This is a genomic window from Pseudomonas sp. CCOS 191 (assembly GCF_001007005.1).
Lineage (GTDB): Bacteria > Pseudomonadota > Gammaproteobacteria > Pseudomonadales > Pseudomonadaceae > Aquipseudomonas > Aquipseudomonas soli.
The window spans coordinates 1,520,129-1,538,303 of sequence record NZ_LN847264.1; the positions used below are offsets into that span (position 1 = coordinate 1,520,129).

Annotated in this window: 15 protein-coding genes; 10 read left to right on the forward strand and 5 right to left on the reverse strand. The window is 64.7% G+C overall.

The window, feature by feature from the left end; translation table 11 throughout:
• The first annotated feature begins 142 nt into the window (after window positions 1–142).
• From CCOS191_RS06915 to CCOS191_RS06950, 8 genes are all read left to right on the forward strand, one after another.
• Window positions 143–454 (forward strand): DUF485 domain-containing protein, encoded by a 312-nt coding sequence (locus tag CCOS191_RS06915; protein WP_023629970.1) that lies wholly within the window; start codon window positions 143–145, stop codon window positions 452–454.
• Window positions 451–2,115, forward strand: coding sequence for a cation acetate symporter (locus CCOS191_RS06920; protein WP_038706600.1), 1,665 nt, complete (start codon window positions 451–453; stop codon window positions 2,113–2,115). The genes CCOS191_RS06915 and CCOS191_RS06920 overlap by 4 nt, the downstream gene beginning before the upstream one ends.
• Window positions 2,116–2,314: 199 nt before the next feature.
• Window positions 2,315–2,794: a CS1 type fimbrial major subunit gene (locus tag CCOS191_RS06925; RefSeq protein ID WP_046854580.1), complete on the forward strand. Its 480-nt coding sequence runs from the start codon at window positions 2,315–2,317 to the stop codon at window positions 2,792–2,794.
• An 86-nt stretch (window positions 2,795–2,880) separates the two neighbouring features.
• A complete protein-coding gene (locus tag CCOS191_RS06930) occupies window positions 2,881–5,388 on the forward strand; it encodes a CS1-pili formation C-terminal domain-containing protein (RefSeq protein WP_046854581.1) in 2,508 nt (835 codons plus the stop codon).
• Window positions 5,389–5,542: 154 nt separating this feature from the next.
• The gene (locus CCOS191_RS06935) at window positions 5,543–6,277 is read left to right on the forward strand and encodes a pilus assembly protein (protein ID WP_046854582.1); all 735 of its coding nucleotides are present in this window, start codon (window positions 5,543–5,545) and stop codon (window positions 6,275–6,277) included.
• Window positions 6,278–6,831: 554 nt separating this feature from the next.
• A complete protein-coding gene (locus CCOS191_RS28330) occupies window positions 6,832–7,482 on the forward strand; it encodes a hypothetical protein (RefSeq protein WP_082120366.1) in 651 nt (216 codons plus the stop codon).
• A 30-nt stretch (window positions 7,483–7,512) separates the two neighbouring features.
• Complete coding sequence (locus CCOS191_RS06945; RefSeq protein ID WP_046854584.1) at window positions 7,513–8,139, forward strand: response regulator transcription factor; 627 nt, start codon at window positions 7,513–7,515, stop codon at window positions 8,137–8,139.
• A 13-nt stretch (window positions 8,140–8,152) separates the two neighbouring features.
• Window positions 8,153–11,362: an ATP-binding protein gene (locus tag CCOS191_RS06950; RefSeq protein WP_046854585.1), complete on the forward strand. Its 3,210-nt coding sequence runs from the start codon at window positions 8,153–8,155 to the stop codon at window positions 11,360–11,362.
• A gap of 19 nt (window positions 11,363–11,381) precedes the next feature.
• Here the strand turns inward: CCOS191_RS06950 and CCOS191_RS27065 are convergent, their stop codons facing one another.
• Window positions 11,382–11,534, reverse strand: coding sequence for a DUF3309 family protein (locus CCOS191_RS27065; RefSeq protein ID WP_046854586.1), 153 nt, complete (start codon window positions 11,532–11,534; stop codon window positions 11,382–11,384).
• Window positions 11,535–11,745: 211 nt separating this feature from the next.
• Here CCOS191_RS27065 and CCOS191_RS06960 point away from each other — a divergent pair, with 211 nt between their 5' ends.
• Both CCOS191_RS06960 and CCOS191_RS06965 read left to right on the forward strand, forming a co-directional pair.
• The gene (locus tag CCOS191_RS06960) at window positions 11,746–12,558 is read left to right on the forward strand and encodes an SDR family oxidoreductase (RefSeq protein WP_046854587.1); all 813 of its coding nucleotides are present in this window, start codon (window positions 11,746–11,748) and stop codon (window positions 12,556–12,558) included.
• Between the two features lie 127 nt (window positions 12,559–12,685).
• Window positions 12,686–12,871, forward strand: coding sequence for a carbon storage regulator (locus CCOS191_RS06965; RefSeq protein ID WP_046854588.1), 186 nt, complete (start codon window positions 12,686–12,688; stop codon window positions 12,869–12,871).
• A gap of 7 nt (window positions 12,872–12,878) precedes the next feature.
• On the opposite strand, the gene CCOS191_RS06970 is transcribed toward CCOS191_RS06965, so the two are convergent.
• The 4 genes from CCOS191_RS06970 to CCOS191_RS06985 form a co-directional block, all read right to left on the reverse strand.
• Window positions 12,879–13,106, reverse strand: coding sequence for a YheU family protein (locus tag CCOS191_RS06970; RefSeq protein WP_023630058.1), 228 nt, complete (start codon window positions 13,104–13,106; stop codon window positions 12,879–12,881).
• A 128-nt stretch (window positions 13,107–13,234) separates the two neighbouring features.
• On the reverse strand, window positions 13,235–14,419 hold the full coding sequence (locus tag CCOS191_RS06975; RefSeq protein WP_046854589.1) for an osmoprotectant NAGGN system M42 family peptidase: 1,185 nt from the start codon (window positions 14,417–14,419) through the stop codon (window positions 13,235–13,237).
• Window positions 14,420–14,508: 89 nt separating this feature from the next.
• Complete coding sequence (ngg, locus tag CCOS191_RS06980; protein ID WP_046854590.1) at window positions 14,509–16,254, reverse strand: N-acetylglutaminylglutamine synthetase; 1,746 nt, start codon at window positions 16,252–16,254, stop codon at window positions 14,509–14,511.
• 3 nt (window positions 16,255–16,257) lie between these two features.
• Window positions 16,258–18,045 carry an N-acetylglutaminylglutamine amidotransferase gene (locus CCOS191_RS06985; RefSeq protein WP_046854591.1) on the reverse strand — a complete coding sequence of 596 codons (1,788 nt, stop codon included), beginning with the start codon at window positions 18,043–18,045 and terminating at the stop codon, window positions 16,258–16,260.
• Window positions 18,046–18,175 lie beyond the last annotated feature (130 nt).

Here is an 18,175-nt window from a genome sequence, read left to right on the forward strand (position 1 = left end):
GACGAACCGCAGCGGCCCCAAGGGTTGTTACCAAATCTGCAAAACACCGTTGCATCTAAGACTAAGGTCGTCTGGTTGGCGTCCGGCGGCAGCATAAAGTGGAGTCGGGTTCTCCCTAATCTGTGCTGCTAGGACAAAAACAATGAACGACAGCATTTACCAATCGATACAGAACAGTCCGCGCTTCAAGGAACTGGTCACCAAGCGCGAGCGTTTCGCCTGGATCCTCTCGGCGATCATGCTCGGCCTCTATTGCGCCTTCATCCTCCTCATCGCCTATGGCCCGCACGTGCTGGGCGCCAAGCTCAGTGCCGGTTCGTCGATCACCTGGGGCATCCCCCTCGGTGTCGGGCTGATTCTCTCGGCATTCGTGCTCACCGCGCTCTATGTGCGCCGCGCCAACGGCGAATTCGACGAGTTGAACAAGGCGATCCTCGAGGAGGCCAAGCAATGATCCGACACGCCAAAACCCTGGCCGTCCTGGCCTGCGGTGCCTTCGCACCCGCCGTGTGGGCCGCCGATGCCCTGACCGGCGAGGTGCAGAAACAACCGCTGAACGTCGCTGCCATCGCCATGTTCGTGGCCTTCGTCGCCTTTACCCTCGGTATTACCTACTGGGCCTCCAAGCGCAACAAGTCGGCGGCCGACTACTATGCCGCCGGCGGCAAGATCACCGGTTTCCAGAACGGCCTGGCAATTGCCGGTGACTACATGTCGGCGGCCTCGTTCCTGGGTATTTCCGCGCTGGTGTTCACCTCGGGCTACGACGGCCTGATCTACTCCATCGGTTTCCTGGTCGGCTGGCCGATCATCCTGTTCCTGATTGCCGAACGCCTGCGCAACCTGGGCAAGTACACCTTCGCCGACGTGGCCTCGTATCGCCTTGGGCAAAAGGAAATCCGCACCCTGTCGGCTTCCGGTTCGCTGGTGGTGGTGGCGTTCTACCTGATCGCCCAGATGGTGGGTGCTGGCAAGCTCATCGAGCTGCTGTTCGGCCTGGACTACCATGTGGCGGTGATCCTGGTCGGTATCCTGATGTGCCTGTACGTGCTGTTCGGCGGCATGCTGGCCACCACCTGGGTGCAGATCATCAAGGCGGTGCTGCTGCTGTCCGGTGCCAGCTTCATGGCGCTGATGGTGATGAAGCATGTCGGCTTCGACTTCAACACCCTGTTCTCCGAGGCGATCAAGGTGCATGCCAAGGGCGAGGCGATCATGAGCCCGGGCGGCCTGGTCAAGGACCCGATCTCGGCGTTCTCGCTGGGCCTGGCGCTGATGTTCGGCACCGCCGGCCTGCCGCACATCCTGATGCGCTTCTTCACCGTCAGCGACGCCAAGGAAGCCCGCAAGTCGGTGCTCTACGCCACTGGTTTCATCGGTTACTTCTACATCCTGACCTTCATCATCGGCTTCGGCGCGATCCTGCTGGTCAGCACCAACCCCGACTTCAAGGATGCCGCCGGCGCCCTGATCGGCGGCAACAACATGGCGGCGGTACACCTGGCCGACGCGGTAGGTGGCAGTGTATTCCTCGGCTTCATCTCGGCAGTGGCCTTCGCCACCATCCTCGCGGTGGTCGCGGGCCTGACCCTGGCCGGCGCCTCGGCGGTGTCCCATGACCTGTACGCCAGCGTCTGGCGCAAGGGCAAGGCCAACGACAAGGACGAGATCCGCGTGTCGAAGATCACCACCGTCGCCCTGGGCGTGCTGGCGATCGGCTTAGGGATTCTGTTCGAGAAGCAGAACATCGCCTTCATGGTCGGCCTGGCCTTCTCCATCGCCGCCAGCTGCAACTTCCCGGTGCTGCTGCTTTCGATGTACTGGAAGAAACTGACCACCCGCGGCGCCATGATCGGTGGCTGGATGGGCCTGGTCAGCGCGGTGGGCCTGATGATCCTCGGCCCGACCATCTGGGTGCAGATCCTCGGCCACGAGAAAGCCATCTACCCGTACGAGTACCCGGCACTGTTCTCGATGATCATCGCTTTCGCCGGCATCTGGTTCTTCTCGGTCACCGACAAGTCCAAGGCCGCCGAGAACGAACGTGCGCTGTTCTTCCCGCAGTTCGTCCGCTCGCAGACCGGCCTTGGGGCCAGTGGCGCGGTATCGCACTGACACCTTGAGCTGAACACACAATGCCCCGGCCAATGCCGGGGCATTGTGCTTCCAGAGTTGTCGCATTACTTGCCGCTAGGAAATTTCTTAGGCTCGCTCGGAACGGTCTTAGTCATCGCCGCGACGTGTTCACCAATACTTCTCCTCACCCGCTGGCCATGCGCCGGCAGGCATTGACCACTTCAAGGAGATCAGATTCGTGAAACGTACGTTACTCGCCCTTCCCCTGGCCATGTTCTTCGCCGGCTCCGCTTTTGCGGTGGACCCGATCGAGAAGCAGGTCCAGGTGACCGCCCAGGTACCGACCGACGCTTTCTTCGTCGAGCCGGTGGGCGGCAACTGGATGAACGACCCGCAGGAAATGGCCTGGAACTCGTATCAGGCCAAGCTCGATCCGATCCGCAAGGAATTGCAGGTCAAGAGCACTGTGGGCCCGATCACCGCCTATCTGGTTTCGCCGGCAGTCATCGCCAGCGGCACCGAAAACATCGGCCTCGACGTCAAGGTCGGCGACACCGTGCTGCAGACCACCCCGGCCGAAGTCGTCAGCGCCACCCAGGCGGCACCGGGCGCGATCATCGGCTTCGAGGTGGCGGCCCAGCCCGCGCCGGCCACCGGTTATGTGCCTGGCAACTACCAGGGCCTGGTGAGCATGATCTTCGAAACCGCCGCACCCTGAGCCCTCCCTCTTCGTTCATCCGTTGTTCCCCCTGACCCTCGGCTCCCGCCGAGGGGCGGGTGGGTATTGCCTGCAAGCGACGCCTCATGACCAATCATTCCACCCTGGCGGCCATGGGCCGCTGGTTGCTGCTGCCGGCCTGGCTGGCCGTCCTTTCGCCGGCCAGCCCGGCCGCCGGCAATGCCCTCAGTGCCATCGATGGCCTGCCGCGTGAGTTCGAAGCACATTTTTTCGATGTGCCGCTGGCGGTCCGGGTCGACCTCGATGGCCGCTATCTCGGTGATGCCATGGTGGTGCTCAGCCGCGATCAGCGCGTGCAGCTACTGGAGTTCACCGATACCCTCGACAGCCGCGAACCGGAAAGCCTGCGCCGCCGCTGGCGCGAGCGCCTGATTGACGGCCGCCCCTTGGGGGACTGCCGCGCCGATTGCCCCGACGGCCTGCGCGCGGTGCACTACAGCCTGGTGAATTCGCAGCTGTCGCTGTTGACCAACCAGGCCGAGATCGGCGATGTCAGTGAACGTTTTCATCGTCAGCCGGAGCAGGGCAGCTATGGGCTGCTGCTGCGTAACCAGCTCAATCTGGTCAATGATGGCCATGCCACCAGTGGTCGTTATGCCTTGCAGGGCCAGGGCAGCGTGGGCAACTGGACGACCTTGGCCGACGGCCAGCTCGACCGGGGCAGCGACAGCCGCCAGGGCACGCGCCGTCGGGTTGACCAGTTGTATGCCGAGCGCCTGGTGGAAAACCAGTTCTATCGGCTGGGCTACTTCACCCCCAGCGCCCAGGGTTTGACCCGCCAGCCCCGGCTGATGGGCAGCACGGCCGATACCACCCTTGGCTTGATGCTGGGCAGCAGCGACAGCCTGGCCATCGACACTGGCGCTCCCAGTGCCACGCCGATCTACGTTACCCCCAATCGTCCCGCCGTCGCCGAGGTCTACCGCAACGGCGTGCTGATCAACAGCCAACCGGTGCAGCCTGGATTGCAGACCCTCGACACCAAGGTCCTGCCCGGGGGCATCTACGAAGTCGAGGTACGCCTGGTCGAAGATGGCCAGGAGACCTCGCGCAGTCAGGAGTTCGTCTACAAACCCAGCAACTGGCGCAGCACCGATGCGCCCTGGCGCTACAACCTTTACCTGGGGCGCCAGAGCACGTTGTTGAGCAACTGGGAGCGTGACACCGATGACAGCCTCGCCGCTGGCGTGCTGGCCAACTACATGCTGCATCCGCGGGCAATCCTGGGTTTGTCGGCGCAGCGTGTCGATGACGCCATGCAGTACGGCACCTCGCTGGACTGGGACCTGCGTGAGCGTTTCAAACTGTACGCCAACCTGTTCCAGACCCAAGGCCAGGGTAACGGCTACGACTTTCAGCTGATCCATGCCTACGACAGGGGCTCGCTGGTTGCCAGCCACAGCCGAACCTGGCTGGCGCGCCCCGACTGGAGCCGCTTTGACGATGAAACGTCGCGGCCATTCCAGGCGCGCCAGACACAGTCGTCATTGTCGTTGAGCCACCGTCTCGACCCACGCAACACCGCCAGCGTGCGGCTCTCGCATGCTGAAGGCGCCAATGCTGGCACTGGCCTCGACCTGGGTTGGTCGTACTACGGTCGTCTGTTGGGCTCGGACGCCAACTGGCGACTGTCGCTGTTCGATCGTCCAGGCACGGCAGCCACAGGCGAGTCTCGCAGCCGTGGCGTCAACTTGAGCCTGAGCATGAGCCTGGGTGGCGGCAGTGGCCGGCGTGTATCGGCCAGTGTCGGCAGCCGCACCTCGCGAGACGGAGGGCGCGACCTGAACGCCTCGCTGGCCTACCAGCAAGATGTCGATATCGGCCCACTGCGCAGCGTCGGCGCCACGCTCAGCGCGGACCGCTACGGCGCAGGGCTTGGCGGCGACACGCAGTTCGAGAACCAGGTCGTGCACGGCGACGCCTATGTCCAGCGTTCGTCCTACAGCGGCGATTTCAGTGGTGGCATCAACCTGGAGAGCATGGTGGCCGTGGGGGCCGGCAAGGCGGCCATGAGTGGTCAGTACCTGCCGCACCAGGCCGGGCTGATCGTCGATGTCGACACCGATATCGACGGGTTGAAGCTGCGCGCCGATGACCGCCATGGTAGTTCCGCCAACCTGCGGCCTGGGCGCAACGTGATCCCGGTCGCAGCCTACAAGGCCGGGCATGTGCAGTTCGATTTCGAGGGCAGCGCGGCCACTGCTGCGGTCATCCAGCCCGCGAGCCTGGACTATCACCTCAACCGCGGCGGTATCGAATACCGTCAACTGCGGGTGTTGCGCACCGTTACCGTGCTGGGGCGCCTGTTCGACGAGCATGGCACGCCGATGCGCGGCGCCCAGGTGATCAACCATGCCAGCCGCAGCGTCACCGAGACCGATGGTTTCTTTGCGGTCGAGATGAGCGAGTCGACCCCGACCCTGGAGATCCGCCAACAGGGGCAGGCGGTATGCCTGCTGAGCCTGGACATGAGCGCATTGGCGCGGGAGGACGACGTGCTGCTGGCTGGTGACCAGCGGTGCGCACCCGAGATTGCCAAGGTGACCACGGTCGCGCGCGGTGGGCAGGGCTAGCGGATCTCGCCCGGGCAGTGGCTTTGCACCAAAGGCTCACCGAATTTCAGGAAATTTCCGAATACCCCATGGGAAGGATCCCGCTGGTTCTGCCATGGCTACATGGCCATACCCCACCGATACTTTCCCGTCATCCACGTACGGAGCTTTGACCATGAACATCCTCCGCCTGCTGGCCCTGGTGCTGCTGGCCTTGCCCTTGGCCGCCAGCGCCGCCCCCGAACTCAATGTCGGGGCGTTGTACGATTACCTCGATGGTGGCAAGAGCACCTTGCTCAAACGGGTGCGCAACGGCGGCGACACCACCGCCTTCGTCAAGGTCAGCGTCGCCGAGCTGGTGTATGACAGCGCTGGCGTGGCCCACGAGGTGGACACCGATGGCCTGCCTCTGGAGCAGCGCGGCCTGGTCGCCAGCCCGGCGCGGCTGATCGTGCCGGCCCAGGGGATGCAGGCGGTGCGCCTGCTATACCGTGGCTCGCGTGAGCGTGAGCGCTATTTCCGCTTGCGCTTCGTGCCGGTGCTGCCGGAGCTGGGCGACGGCTTCGCCGTGGATGAGCAGGAGGCGGAAAAATACCGTGACAGCCTCAAGGCCGGTGTCAACTTGCTGGCCGGTTATGGTTCGTTGCTGTTCGTCAGGCCCGCCGAGACGCGCTTCCAGACGCCGGTACGGCGTGAGGACGGCCGTTTGACGGTCGTCAACCAGGGCAATGCCACGGTCGTGCTCGACCATTTCCGCCAATGCCAGGCTGCAGGGCAGGGTTGTGAACCTGCCACCAAGCATCATCTTCTGCCTGGCCGTACCCGGCAGTTCAGCGGGGAGGTGGGCAAGGTTCACCAGTTCGAGCTACATGAGGGCGATAAGCCCCGTACGATGGTGGTGGAGGGATGATCGTGCTTTCCTCTTCCACAAGCCGGCGAGGGTGGGGACGCTGGGGCTGGGCTATCTTGCTGTGCGGGGTCATGCCATTGGCCAGCGCACTGGAAGTGACCATCAGCGCCCAGTATAGGGGGGGCGGGTCGGGTCGCTTCGAGAATACGACCCCTCCGGGTGGTCTATGCAGGCAGTGGCCCGCAACTTGCCGCGGGGGCACTACGGTCGACCTGCCGATTACATTCACGAAAAAAGCGGTACAGGAAGCGGCGGATCCTCGAAATGAGTTCTTCCTTCAGCTCCCGGGGCGCCGGGAGGTCGATGTCTATCACGATGAGACAGGCGAACCGCGTCGGATGACTTTCGAATGGACGTTGTTCAGCGTGATTGCCAAAAGCGCGACACTCGATCGCAACCCAACCTATTCCCGAATACTTGGCGGATGCGTTTCCGGTGGCGGGGCGTCGGGTAGTTGGGGGAATGGGAGGGCGAAAGTGCTGTGGCGTCCGAGCGATTCAGTCACTCCCGCGCCATGCTGGTCACGTAGCACCTATGCCCCTGCAGGTACCGTAATGCAGGCTGACGTGGAAGAGCTCAGCATCGGCTTCAACATGAACATACCTCCCCCTTATCGGCTAAAGGCCGGTACCTACCGAGGAAGCATCACCTACCGCATCGGCCCAGGCGGTGATTTCGATTTCGGCAATGATGTCAGCAATCTGAGTGGTGACAGCCTCACCGTCAATTTTGTACTCGATGTACAGCATGCCTTCATGTTCGAGTTTCCGCCTGGCTCCGATCGGGCTGTGCTGGAACCCAGGAATGGTTGGCAGGCATGGCTGGCAGGTGGCAAGGCGCCGCAACGTCTCTATCGCGACTTGCCGTTCAGGGTGTGGTCCACGGGCCCGTTCAAGGTATACAAGCTCTGTCAGTACGACACGGGCGCGAAGTGTGCCATCAAAAACGATGGGGGAGAGCAGGTACCTGTTGATGTTGCCATGAGCCTGCCTGCGGGTGTCCAGCATCGTGGCCAGGCGGTGGAACGGCTGCCTTTGCCCACCGGGCGACTCGCGGCTTTGCAGTTCGAGGCAGCGATGCCGACCCTCAATCGACCCGGGCAACTGCATTTCGAGGTAGGGCGCAACGATGTACAGGCCATGCTCCAGCATCCCGGCAGCACTTATAACGGCCAGGTCACCGTGGTCTTCGACGCCGAGCTGTAGCCGGCTGATATGGTGCACGAGGTAAACGCCATGCACAGAGCCCTGGTGGTCGACGACCACCCCTTCATCCGCAGTACCGTCTGCATGCTGCTGCGCCAGCAACGCCTGGAAATAGTCGGCCAGGCCGACAACGGTATCGACGCGGTTCGCCTGGTCCGCGAGCAGTCGCCGGACCTGGTGATCCTCGACATCGCCATGCCCGGCCTGGACGGGCTGGAAGTGATCACCCGGATCAAGTCACTGGGGAGGCTCACGCGTATCGTGGTGCTGACCTCGCAACTGGCCGAGTCCTACTCGTTGCGTTGCATGCAGGCCGGGGCCGTGGGTTATGTGTCGAAAACCGATGACCTCGATGAGCTCGGCAAGGCGGTGCGCGCCGTGCTGTCTGGCTACAGCTACTTCCCCGAGGTGGCGTTCAGCTCGGTCAACCGCCAGGACTTGCAGGCAACCGAGGCACAGTGCATCGCCAGTTTGACCGATCGCGAGCTGATGGTCCTGCAGCACCTGGCGCGAGGCTATAGCAACAAGGCCATCGGCGAGGCCATGTTGCTGAGCAACAAGACCATCAGCACCTACAAGATTCGCCTGCTGGAAAAGCTGCGACTCAGCTCGTTGATCGACCTGGCGGATTTCGCCCGTCGCAACGCGCTCATCTGAGCGCTGTCGTCCCGTGTTCCTGCGTGCCTTGCTGATAGGGATACTGGGGTGTCTGAGCTACCTGCCAACCTGCGCCGCCGTGCAACTGCATGCGCGTCCCGCCCCGCAGACGCCGCCGCCGGTCCTGGACAATGCGCAGCTGCGCTGGCTGTGGGAGCACCGCGCGTTGCGCCTGGGCGTGATCGCCCGTGACAACCCACCGTTCGACATGCTCACCACGGGGCAGGCGTATGAGGGCATCACCGCTGACTACGTCGGGCTGCTGGCGAGCCAACTGCGCCTCGAAGTACAGCTGCAGGTGTTCGCCTCGTTCGCCGAGGCGGCGACAGCCTTGCGCCAGGGCAATCTCGATCTGATTGGTTCGGTCAGCCCGCAGCAGGCGCTCGAGGCAGGGCTACGACTGTCTTTGCCCTATGCGATGGATCGTCCGCTGCTGATTGCCCCGCAGCACAGCGCCCGGGAGCAGGTCCGCAGCGGTGCCAGCTTCAGACTGGCGCTGGTTGATGGCTATCGCCCGAGTCGACAAGTCCAGGCGCTGTATCCCATGGCCGAGATCCAGCTCCATCCCTCGCCCTTCAGTGCCCTCGCGGCCCTGACGCTGGGGGAGGCCGACCTTTATCTGGGCAGCATGCTGGGCAGCCGCTATCTGCTGGGCCGCAACCAATGGAGCGCAGCCGAGGAAATCGGCCAACCGGCTCTGGCGCGTCAGGCCGTCGGTTTCGCCATGGCGCCTGACAACGCACCCTTGATTGGCATGGTCGATCGCATCCTGGGGGGGCTGGGCGAGCACCATGACGACATCCTTGGGCGTTGGAATACGTTGCCTGCCGCTGTACGCCGATCACCAGGCATTGCCCTGAGCGAAGCCGAGCGGCGTTGGGTGGCCGAGAACCCTCGGGTGAGTGTCCTTGTGGATGAGCAAGCGATGCCATTGAGCTTTCGCGATGGCAGCGGGCAGTTGCAGGGGCTGAGCCTTGATCTGCTGCAATTGATTGGTCGGCGAACCGGCCTGGAGTTTCAGGTCGAAGCGGGCGGCAATGCGGCGCAGATGGTCGGGCAGGTGCGCCTGGGAAAGGCACAGCTGATTGCCGGCCTGCCCTACAGCCTGGCGCGTGGAGAGCTCCTGCGATTCAGCCGTGGCTACCTGAGTTCTGCGCATGTGCTGGTGGCGCTGGAGCACGCCAAACCGACGGATGATCTAGGGCAACTTAGCGGGCAACTGCTGGCCTTGGTCGAGGGCAGCGTAGCGCAGGATCTGCTGGCCCAGGCGCACCCGAGGATCCTGCAAGTGCCGGTCGGCGGTGCTCTGGAGGCGGTGCACGCGGTGGCTGCCGGAAGGGTTGCGGCAGCCGTGCTGCCCATTGACCAGGCCCGGTTGCTGGTTGCTCGCTGGTACCCCGGACGCCTGCGGATCAACAGCCTGGCCTTGCCAGTGGCGCATTTTGCGTTCGCCAGCAACCAAGGTGAGATGCATCTGCAGAGCATCCTGGACAAGGCGCTGCTCGAACTGGCCCCGCAGGAAACCGATGCGCTGGCCCGGCGCTGGCGCAGTCCGATGATCATTGCCGCCAGCGGCTGGCAGCGTCACCGGACCCAATTGCTGGTAGGGTTTTTTGGCGCCTTTGCCGCACTGGCTGTGGCCGCGTTATGGATTCGCTACCTGCGCCGCCTGCAGGTGCAACTGCGCCGGGCCAAACGAGACGCCGAATCGGCCAACCAGGCCAAGACCCACTTTCTGGCAGCCATGAGTCATGAAATCCGCACGCCGTTGCACGCTCTGCTGGGCATGCTGGAACTGGCGCAGCGCAAGGCGGGTCAGGGCGTACTCGATCACCTGGCCATCGAGGTGGCAGCCGACGCCGCCCGAGGGTTGCAAGAGCTGATCGGCGATATCCTCGACGTAACCCGTATCGAGGCGGGCCAGTTGCAGTTGACGCCGATGGTGGTATGCCTGCGTGAGCAGGTGACGCAGGTTATCCAGTTGTTCGAGCAACAGGCCCGTGGCAAGGGATTGCGGCTTGATCTCACGGTTCAGGGCGATGTTGACCGCCCGGTGCTGCTCGACCCAGTGCGCTTGCGGCAGGTGCTGGCCAATCTGTTGAGCAATGCGATCAAGTTCACGACGCAGGGACGGGTCCAGGTGAGCATTTGCGCTCAGTCCCGTGGCGATCGCCTGGTGGTGACCCTGATCGTCGAGGACACTGGTATCGGCATCGCCAAGGCGGAACTGGCCGAGCTGGGCCAGCCATTTCGCCAGGCCAGCAATCAGCGCCAGTCGCCGCGCAACAGCACGGGACTTGGCTTGGGCATCTGCCGCAGCTTGTGCCAGTTGATGGGCGGCCACGTGCAGTTGAGCAGCGAGCTGGGCAAGGGCACCCGGGCGCAGATCCACCTGGAACTGGCAATCCAGTCGCTGGGTCTGCCAGTACCTGCAGTACCACCGCGCAGCGATGTCCCGGTGGACGGCTTACGGTTGCGCGTGCTGGTGGTGGACGACTACCCGGCCAATCGCTTGCTGTTGGCTCAGCAGCTCGATTACCTCGGGCATCAGGCCCGGGTTGCGGAAGACGGGACGCAGGCACTGCGGCTGTGGTTGAACGAGCACTTCGATGTCGTCATCAGCGATTGCAGCATGCCGCGACTCGACGGTTATGGCCTGGCCAGGGCGATTCGTCTGCATGAGCGGCGCAGGGGCAGGGCGGCGTGTCGGATAGTCGGGCTTACCGCCAGCGCGTTGGCGGACGAACGGCGTCGTTGCCGTGCGGCCGGCATGGATGATTGCCTGTTCAAGCCGCTCGACTTGCAGGCGTTGGTGGGCGTGCTGGCCGGCAGTGCGACCAGGCAGGACAAGCGTTTGCCGGATGGGGAGGCACGTGGGGCGAAATTCGATTTCGAGCATCTGCGCCAGTTGGCGGGCGGTGACCTGGACGCGCTGGAGGCGGTGCTGGCCGATCTGCGGCGCAGCAATCGTGATGACCTCGCCCGCCTGGCCCTCCTGGAAAGTTCAGGCGAGGATCCTCAGGCATTGGCGGCACTGGCGCATCGGGTCAAGGGCGGCGCACGCATCTTGCGCGCGGTCGACCTGATCACCGCCTGCGAGCGACTGGAGGCCAGTTGCGCCAGCGAACCTTTGCAGCTTGAGCGGCTGCGCCGCGATGCCCAGGCCTTGCATGCGGTGATGCAAGACCTCGAGCACTATCTGGGCCGCCGCGCTCAGGCCTGAGCGTGATGCCAGGCCAGGTTCATATCCTGCCCAGCAACAAGAGAATCAGCAGGACCACCAGCACCACGCCGATGATGCCGGACGGGCCGTAACCCCAGGAGCGGGAGTGAGGGAAGACCGGTAAGCCACCGATCAGCAGCAGGATCAGGATGATGATGAGGATCGTGGTCATGGCGGAGTCCTTGCGTGATGGAAGGGCTGGAGCGCAGCGGTAGCCGCTTAATGGTTCCGACCGGTGCCCTTGGCTAAAAATTCAATCCGCCTGCCTGGTGATTGAAATACCTGCCGCCCGATATTGGCGTATTCAGCAATTTGATGCCGTACCGGCAGCCTGGGTGTTGTGGCTAGACTCCAGCCATTCCCACTGTTCAAGGCGCTCCACCATGCACAACCGAATGATGATCACTGGCGCCGGCTCCGGCCTTGGCCGCGAGATTGCCCTGCGCTGGGCCCGCGAGGGCTGGCAGCTGGCCCTGGCAGACGTCAATGAGGCGGGCTTGCGCGAAACCCTGGCTTTGGTGCGTCAGGCCGGAGGCGACGGCTTCACCCAGCGCTGCGACGTGCGCGACTACAGCCAGCTCACTGCCCTGGCCCAGGCCTGCGAGGAGAAGCTCGGTGGGGTCGATGTGATCGTCAACAATGCCGGGGTGGCCTCGGGCGGCTTCTTCGCCGAGTTGTCCCTGGAGGACTGGGACTGGCAGATCGCGGTGAACCTGATGGGCGTGGTCAAGGGCTGCAAGGCGTTCCTGCCACAGCTCGAACGCAGCCGCGGGCGGATCATCAACATCGCCTCGATGGCGGCGCTGATGCAGGGGCCGGGCATGAGCAACTACAACGTGGCCAAGGCCGGTGTGCTGGCGCTGTCCGAAAGCCTGCTGGTGGAGCTGCGCCAGGTGGAGGTGGCGGTGCATGTGGTGTGCCCGTCGTTCTTCCAGACCAACCTGCTCGACTCGTTCCGTGGGCCGGACCCGGCGATGAAGGCGCAAGTGGGCAAGTTGCTGGAAGGCTCGCCGATCAATGCGGCCGACATCGCCGAATACATTCATGAGCGGGTGGCTGCCGACGAGTTCCTCATCCTTCCCCATGAAGCCGGGCGTCAGGCCTGGAAACTCAAGTGCCAGGCGCCTGAACGGCTATACGACGAAATGGCGGACATGGCGGTCAAGATGCGGGCAAAGTCACGTAAAGCTAACTAATCAGCGAATTTCTGTAGGCTTTCTTTACCTTCACAAGTAGGAAATGTCTATTTCTGCGGCGAAGGATTGAGTAGGCGAAAGCTGGCGAGGCAGTCTCCGATTTTCCCTTGAGCGAGAGGCAACGGAGATGCTGGTTATCGGACGCGAAGTGGGCGAGGTCATCGTCATTGAGGGGGGCATCAGGATTCAGGTGATGTCGGTGGAGAACGGCCAAGTGCGCTTCGGCATCTCTGCACCTCGAGAGGTGGAGGTGCACCGGGTAGAAGTCTACAAACGTATCAAGGCCCTGGAACTGCAGAAGCAGCGGGCCTGACAAGCCGTTACTCCAGCAGTTCCCGCGGTACTTCATGCCGGGCCAGCAACTGGCATTGCTGGCTTTCCAGGTCGAACAGGATGAACGCCTGCCCCTTGGCCAGTGCCTGGCGTACCCGCAGCACCCGTGTTTCCAGCGGCGTGTCGTCGCCATTGTCGGTGCCGTCGCGGGTGACGAAGTCCTCGATCAGGCGGGTGAGGGTTTCGCTTTCGAGTTGGTCGTGAGGAATCAGCATGGGTTTGGGCAGTGGTGATGGGGATGTGCGCATGCTACGTGAAATCATCTGCAATGCGCAGTCGATTGGCGCAGGAGGCCTGTGCAGGAGCGGCGCAGCGCCGCTCCTGCGGATTGTGCGGATTGCTCTCAGCCCTTGTTGCCCACCAGGCTGTCCACCGCCGGCACCCGGGTGTCGCTTTCCATCTGCGCATCGTGCTCCAGCTGGTGGCTGAAGCGCTCCAGTGAGGCACTGGCCGGTTGCGAGTCGCTGGCGAACACCGGCGGGCTGAGCAGGTAGGCGCTGAGCAGCCGGCTGAGCGCCGCCAGGCTGTCGATATGGGTGCGCTCATACCCATGGGTGGCGTCGCAGCCAAAGGCTACCAGGGCAGTGCGGATATCGTGCCCGGCGGTCACCGCCGAGTGGGCGTCGCTGAAGTAGTAGCGGAACAGGTCGCGGCGCACCGGCAGGTCGCGGTCGCCGGCCAGTTTCAGCAGGTGGCGCGACAGGTGATAGTCGTAGGGCCCGGACGAGTCCTGCATGGCCACGCTCACCGCGTGCTCGCTGGACGCCTGCCCTGGTGCCACCGGGGCGATGTCGATGCCGACGAACTCGCTGACGTCCCAGGGCAGGGCAGCCGCGGCGCCCGAGCCGGTCTCCTCGGTGATGGTGAACAGCGGGTGGCAGTCGATCAGCGGCTGCCGGCTACTTTCGACCACGGCCTTGAGCGCTGCCAGCAACGCAGCGACACCGGCCTTGTCGTCCAGGTGGCGTGCGCTGATATGGCCGCTTTCGGTGAACTCCGGCAAGGGGTCGAAGGCGACGAAGTCGCCGATGGCGATGCCCAGTGCTTCGGCATCGGCGCGGGTGGTGCAGTAGGCGTCCAGGCGCACCTCCACATGCTCCCAGCTGATCGGCATCTGGTCGATGGCGGTGTTGAAGGCGTGCCCGCTGGCCATCAGCGGCAGTACGCTGCCGCGGTACACGCCGGTGTCGGTAAACACGCTGACTCGGCTGCCCTCGGCGAAGCGGCTCGACCAGCAGCCCACCGGCGCCAGGGCCAGGCGGCCATTGTCCTGCAACTGGCGAACGCTGGCGCCGATGGTGTCCAGGTGCGCCGAGACGGCACGGTCGGGCGAGCTCTGACGGCCCTTGAGGGTGGCGCGGATGGTGCCGCGGCGGGTCAGCTCGAAGGGGATGCCCAGTTCATCCAGGCGCTCGGCGACATAGCGCACGATGGTGTCGGTGAAGCCGGTGGGGCTGGGGATGGCGAGCATTTCCAGCAGGACGCGTTTGAGGTAGTCGAGATCGGGTTCGGGGTGTTTCTCAGGCATCAGGATCACTCCTTCGTTTCGAGGGCCTCATCGCGGGGCAAGCCCGCTCCCACGTGATTGCGTCGGAGCGGGCTTGTCCGGCGAGGAATTCAGGCTGGTAGCCGGCTGTGGGGAAACAGCAGGTCGACGAAGCGCTCGGCCGTCGGTTGCGGTTCATGATTGGCCAGCCCGGCGCGCTCATTGGCTTCGATGATCACGTAGTCCGGGTGCTCGGCATCGCGGACCATGAAGTCCATGCCGACCACCGGGATCTCCAGGGCGCGGGCGGCGCGCACGGCAGCGTCGGCCAGTACCGGGTGCAGGCGCTCGGTGACATCCTCCAGGGTGCCGCCGGTATGCAGGTTGGCGGTGCGGCGCACGGCCAGGCGTTGTCCGGCGGGGAGGATGTCGTCGTAACCCAGGCCTGCGTCTTTGAGCGTACGTTCGGTCTCGTCGTCCAGCGCAATGCGGCTCTCGCCGCCCGTGGCGGCCTGGCGCCGACGACTCTGCGCTTCGATCAGCGCACGGATGCTGTGCTTGCCGTCGCCGACCACCTGCGCCGGGTGACGGATCGCCGCCGCCACCACTTCGAAGCCGATCACCAGGATGCGCAGGTCGGAGCCGGCATGGAAGCTCTCCAGCAGCACACGGCTGTCGAAACGCCTGGCCTGTTCCACGGCATGGCTGACGTCATCGATCGTCGTGAGGTTGACCGCCACCCCTTGGCCCTGCTCGCCATCGACCGGCTTGACCACCACCGCGCCGTGCTCGTCGAGAAACGCCAGGTTGTCGTCGGCATTGCCCGCCAGCTGCTGCGCCGGCACTTGCAACCCGGCGTTGTGCAGGGCGCGTCGGGTCAGGCGCTTGTCCTGGCACAGGGTCATGGTCACGGCGCTGGTCAGGTCGCTCAATGACTCGCGGCAGCGGATCCGCCGCCCGCCCAGGCTGAGGGTGAACAGGCCGCTGGCGGCATCGTCGACCTGCACCTCGATGCCGCGCCGCAGCGCTTCGTCGACGATGATCCGCGCATAGGGATTGAGCGTCGCTTCAGGGCCAGGGCCGAGAAACAGTTGCTGGTTGATACCGTTCTTGCGCTTGATGGCGAAGGTCGGCAGGTTGCGAAAGCCGAGCTTCTTGTACAGCCGCTTGGCCTGGCGGTTGTCGTGCAGCACCGACAGGTCGAGGCAGGCCAGGCCGCGGCTCATGAAGTGCTCGATGAGGTGGCGTACCAGCACTTCGCCGACGCCGGGCCGCGTGCAATGCGGGTCCACCGCCAGGCACCACAGGCTACAGCCGTGCTCGGGGTCGTCGAAGGCCTTGCTGTGGTCCAGGCCCATGACACTGCCGATCACCGCCTGGCTGTCCTCGTCCTCGGCCAGCCAGTACACAGGCCCGCCGAGCTCGCGTGGGGTGAGCAGCTCGGGGTCGACCGGGAGCATGCCACGGGCCTGGTACAACGTGTTGATTGCCTGCCAGTCCGCCGGGCCCTGCGCCCGGCGGATGCGGAAGCCGCGGAACACGCGTTGCGCGGGGCGGTAGTCGGTGAACCACAGGCGCAAGGTGTCGGAGGGGTCGAGGAACAGTTGTTGCGGGGCCTGGGCCAGCACCTGCTGGGGCGCCGCGACATACAGCGCGATGTCGCGCTCGCCCGCCTGCTCCTGCAGCAGGTCTTCGGCCAGGCTGAGCGGATCGGGGTAGGTATGCCCGATCAGCAGCCGCCCCCAGCCGCAGTGCAACGCCCGTGGCTGGTCGTGAGGCTCGCTGCCATCTCCGGCCAGGCGCGCCTGCAGGCGCTCGTAGGACGGCGCCTGGCCACGCAGCAAGCGCTGGCCGTAGGCGATCTCGTGGGCTTTCATCGGTCAGATTCCTTGTTCGCTGAGCCACAGGTTCAGGGCCGCCAGCTGCCACAGCTTGGAGCCGCGCAACGGCGTGAGCTGGCCGTGGGGATTGCTCAGCAGGCGGTCGAGCATGGCCGGGTCGAACAGGCCGCGATCCTGGCTCGGGTCGGTCAGCAGCTCGCGCACCCAGCCCAGGGTGGCGCCTTCCAGGTGCTTGAGGCCGGGTACCGGGAAGTAGCCCTTCTTGCGGTCGATCACCTCGTGGGGGATGACCCGCCGCGCCGCCTGCTTGAGCACCTGCTTGCCGCCATCAGGCAGCTTGAAGCGCGCCGGGATGCGCGCCGACAGCTCCACCAGGCGGCAGTCGAGGAACGGCGTGCGCGCCTCCAGGCCCCAGGCCATGGTCATGTTGTCGACCCGCTTGACCGGGTCGTCCACCAGCATCACCGTGCTGTCCAGGCGCAGCGCCTTGTCCACCGCGTCCGGTGCCCCGGGGCGGGCGAAGTGCTCGCGCACGAAGTCGCCGGCCGCGTCGGTGTCGAGCCGCCAGGGCGCCTGCACGGTGTCGCGGTACTCGGCGTGACTGCGGTCGAAGAAGGCCTGGCGATAGGCCGCGAAGGCATCCTCGGCGCCATCGACCTGCGGGTACCAGTGGTAGCCGGCGAACAGTTCGTCGGCGCCCTGGCCGCTCTGCACGCCCTTGCAATGCTTGGCCACTTCCCGCGACAGCAGGTAGAAGGCGATGCAGTCGTGGCTGACCATCGGTTCGCTCATGGCGCGAAATGCCGCCGGCAGTTGCTCGATGATCTCGTGCTCGGCGATGCGCAACTGGTGGTGACGGGTGCCGTAGTGCCGGGCGATCAGGTCGGAGTACTGGAACTCGTCGCCGCGTTCGCCGCCGGCATCCTCGAAGCCGATGGAAAAGGTCGACAGGTCGTCCACTCCGGCCTCGCGCAACAGGCCGACCAACAGGCTGGAATCGACACCGCCGGACAGCAGCACGCCGACATCCACCGCCGCGCGCTGACGGATGGCCACGGCGTCGCGAGTGGCGTCGAGCACGCGGCTGGTCCAGCCTTCCAGGTCGAGTTCGCGCTCGTCCGGGTTCGGACCGTAGTGCAGCTGCCACCAGGTCTGGCGCTCGACTTCACCATGGCGGTCGACGCGCATCCAGGTGCCGGGCTCGAGCTTCTGCACATTGGCCAGCAGGGTGCGCGGCGCGGGCACCACGGCGTGGAAGTTCAGGTAGTGGTTGAGCGCGACGGGGTCGATCACCGGGTCGATATCGCCGCCCTTGAGCAGCGCCGGCAAGGTCGAGGCGAAGCGCAGGCGCTCGCCGTTGCGCGACAGGTACAAGGGTTTGACGCCCAGGCGGTCGCGGGCCAGGAACAGGCGCTGGTTGTCGCGCTCCCAGATGGCCAGGGCGAACATGCCGTTGAGCTTGGGCAGCAGTGCCGCGCCCCAGGCGTGATAGCCCTTGAGCAGCACCTCGGTGTCGCCGTCCGACCAGAAGCGGTAGCCCAGGTCTTGCAGTTCCTGGCGCAGCTCGGGGAAGTTGTAGATGGCGCCATTGAAGGCCAGGGCCAGGCCCAGGTCATTGTCGACCATGGGCTGCGCCGAGCCGTCGGACAGGTCCATGATCTTCAGGCGGCGATGGCCGAGGGCGATCGGGCCCTGGCTATGGAAACCCCAGGCGTCGGGGCCGCGGGGCGCCAGGTGGTGGGTGATGCGCTCCACCGCGGCGAGGTCCGCCGGGCGAGGTGCTTGGTCGATGGGGGTGAAACGTAACTCTCCTGCTAATCCGCACATAAGTCCTTACCGGTTTTGCCGTTGGGGAGGGTGTGCCGCGAAAGTGGGCACTTAGGTAGTGACCGGGGCAGGAAGTGAGAGTTTTAGATCAATCCGTTATATAGGGCGAATGGTCGCCTACAGGCTTTTC

Excerpts from the sequence above, each read along its gene's own strand:
- CCOS191_RS06915 (WP_023629970.1), top strand. The coding sequence starts at position 143 with ATGAACGACAGCATTTACCAATCGATACAGAACAGTCCGCGCTTCAAG.
- CCOS191_RS06920 (WP_038706600.1), top strand. The coding sequence starts at position 451 with ATGATCCGACACGCCAAAACCCTGGCCGTCCTGGCCTGCGGTGCCTTC.
- CCOS191_RS06930 (WP_046854581.1), top strand. The coding sequence starts at position 2,881 with ATGACCAATCATTCCACCCTGGCGGCCATGGGCCGCTGGTTGCTGCTG.
- CCOS191_RS06935 (WP_046854582.1), top strand. The coding sequence starts at position 5,543 with ATGAACATCCTCCGCCTGCTGGCCCTGGTGCTGCTGGCCTTGCCCTTG.
- CCOS191_RS28330 (WP_082120366.1), top strand. The coding sequence starts at position 6,832 with ATGCAGGCTGACGTGGAAGAGCTCAGCATCGGCTTCAACATGAACATA.
- CCOS191_RS06945 (WP_046854584.1), top strand. The coding sequence starts at position 7,513 with ATGCACAGAGCCCTGGTGGTCGACGACCACCCCTTCATCCGCAGTACC.
- CCOS191_RS27065 (WP_046854586.1), bottom strand. The coding sequence starts at position 11,534 with ATGACCACGATCCTCATCATCATCCTGATCCTGCTGCTGATCGGTGGC.
- CCOS191_RS06960 (WP_046854587.1), top strand. The coding sequence starts at position 11,746 with ATGCACAACCGAATGATGATCACTGGCGCCGGCTCCGGCCTTGGCCGC.
- CCOS191_RS06965 (WP_046854588.1), top strand. The coding sequence starts at position 12,686 with ATGCTGGTTATCGGACGCGAAGTGGGCGAGGTCATCGTCATTGAGGGG.
- CCOS191_RS06970 (WP_023630058.1), bottom strand. The coding sequence starts at position 13,106 with ATGCTGATTCCTCACGACCAACTCGAAAGCGAAACCCTCACCCGCCTG.
- CCOS191_RS06975 (WP_046854589.1), bottom strand. The coding sequence starts at position 14,419 with ATGCCTGAGAAACACCCCGAACCCGATCTCGACTACCTCAAACGCGTC.
- ngg (WP_046854590.1), bottom strand. The coding sequence starts at position 16,254 with ATGAAAGCCCACGAGATCGCCTACGGCCAGCGCTTGCTGCGTGGCCAG.
- CCOS191_RS06985 (WP_046854591.1), bottom strand. The coding sequence starts at position 18,045 with ATGTGCGGATTAGCAGGAGAGTTACGTTTCACCCCCATCGACCAAGCA.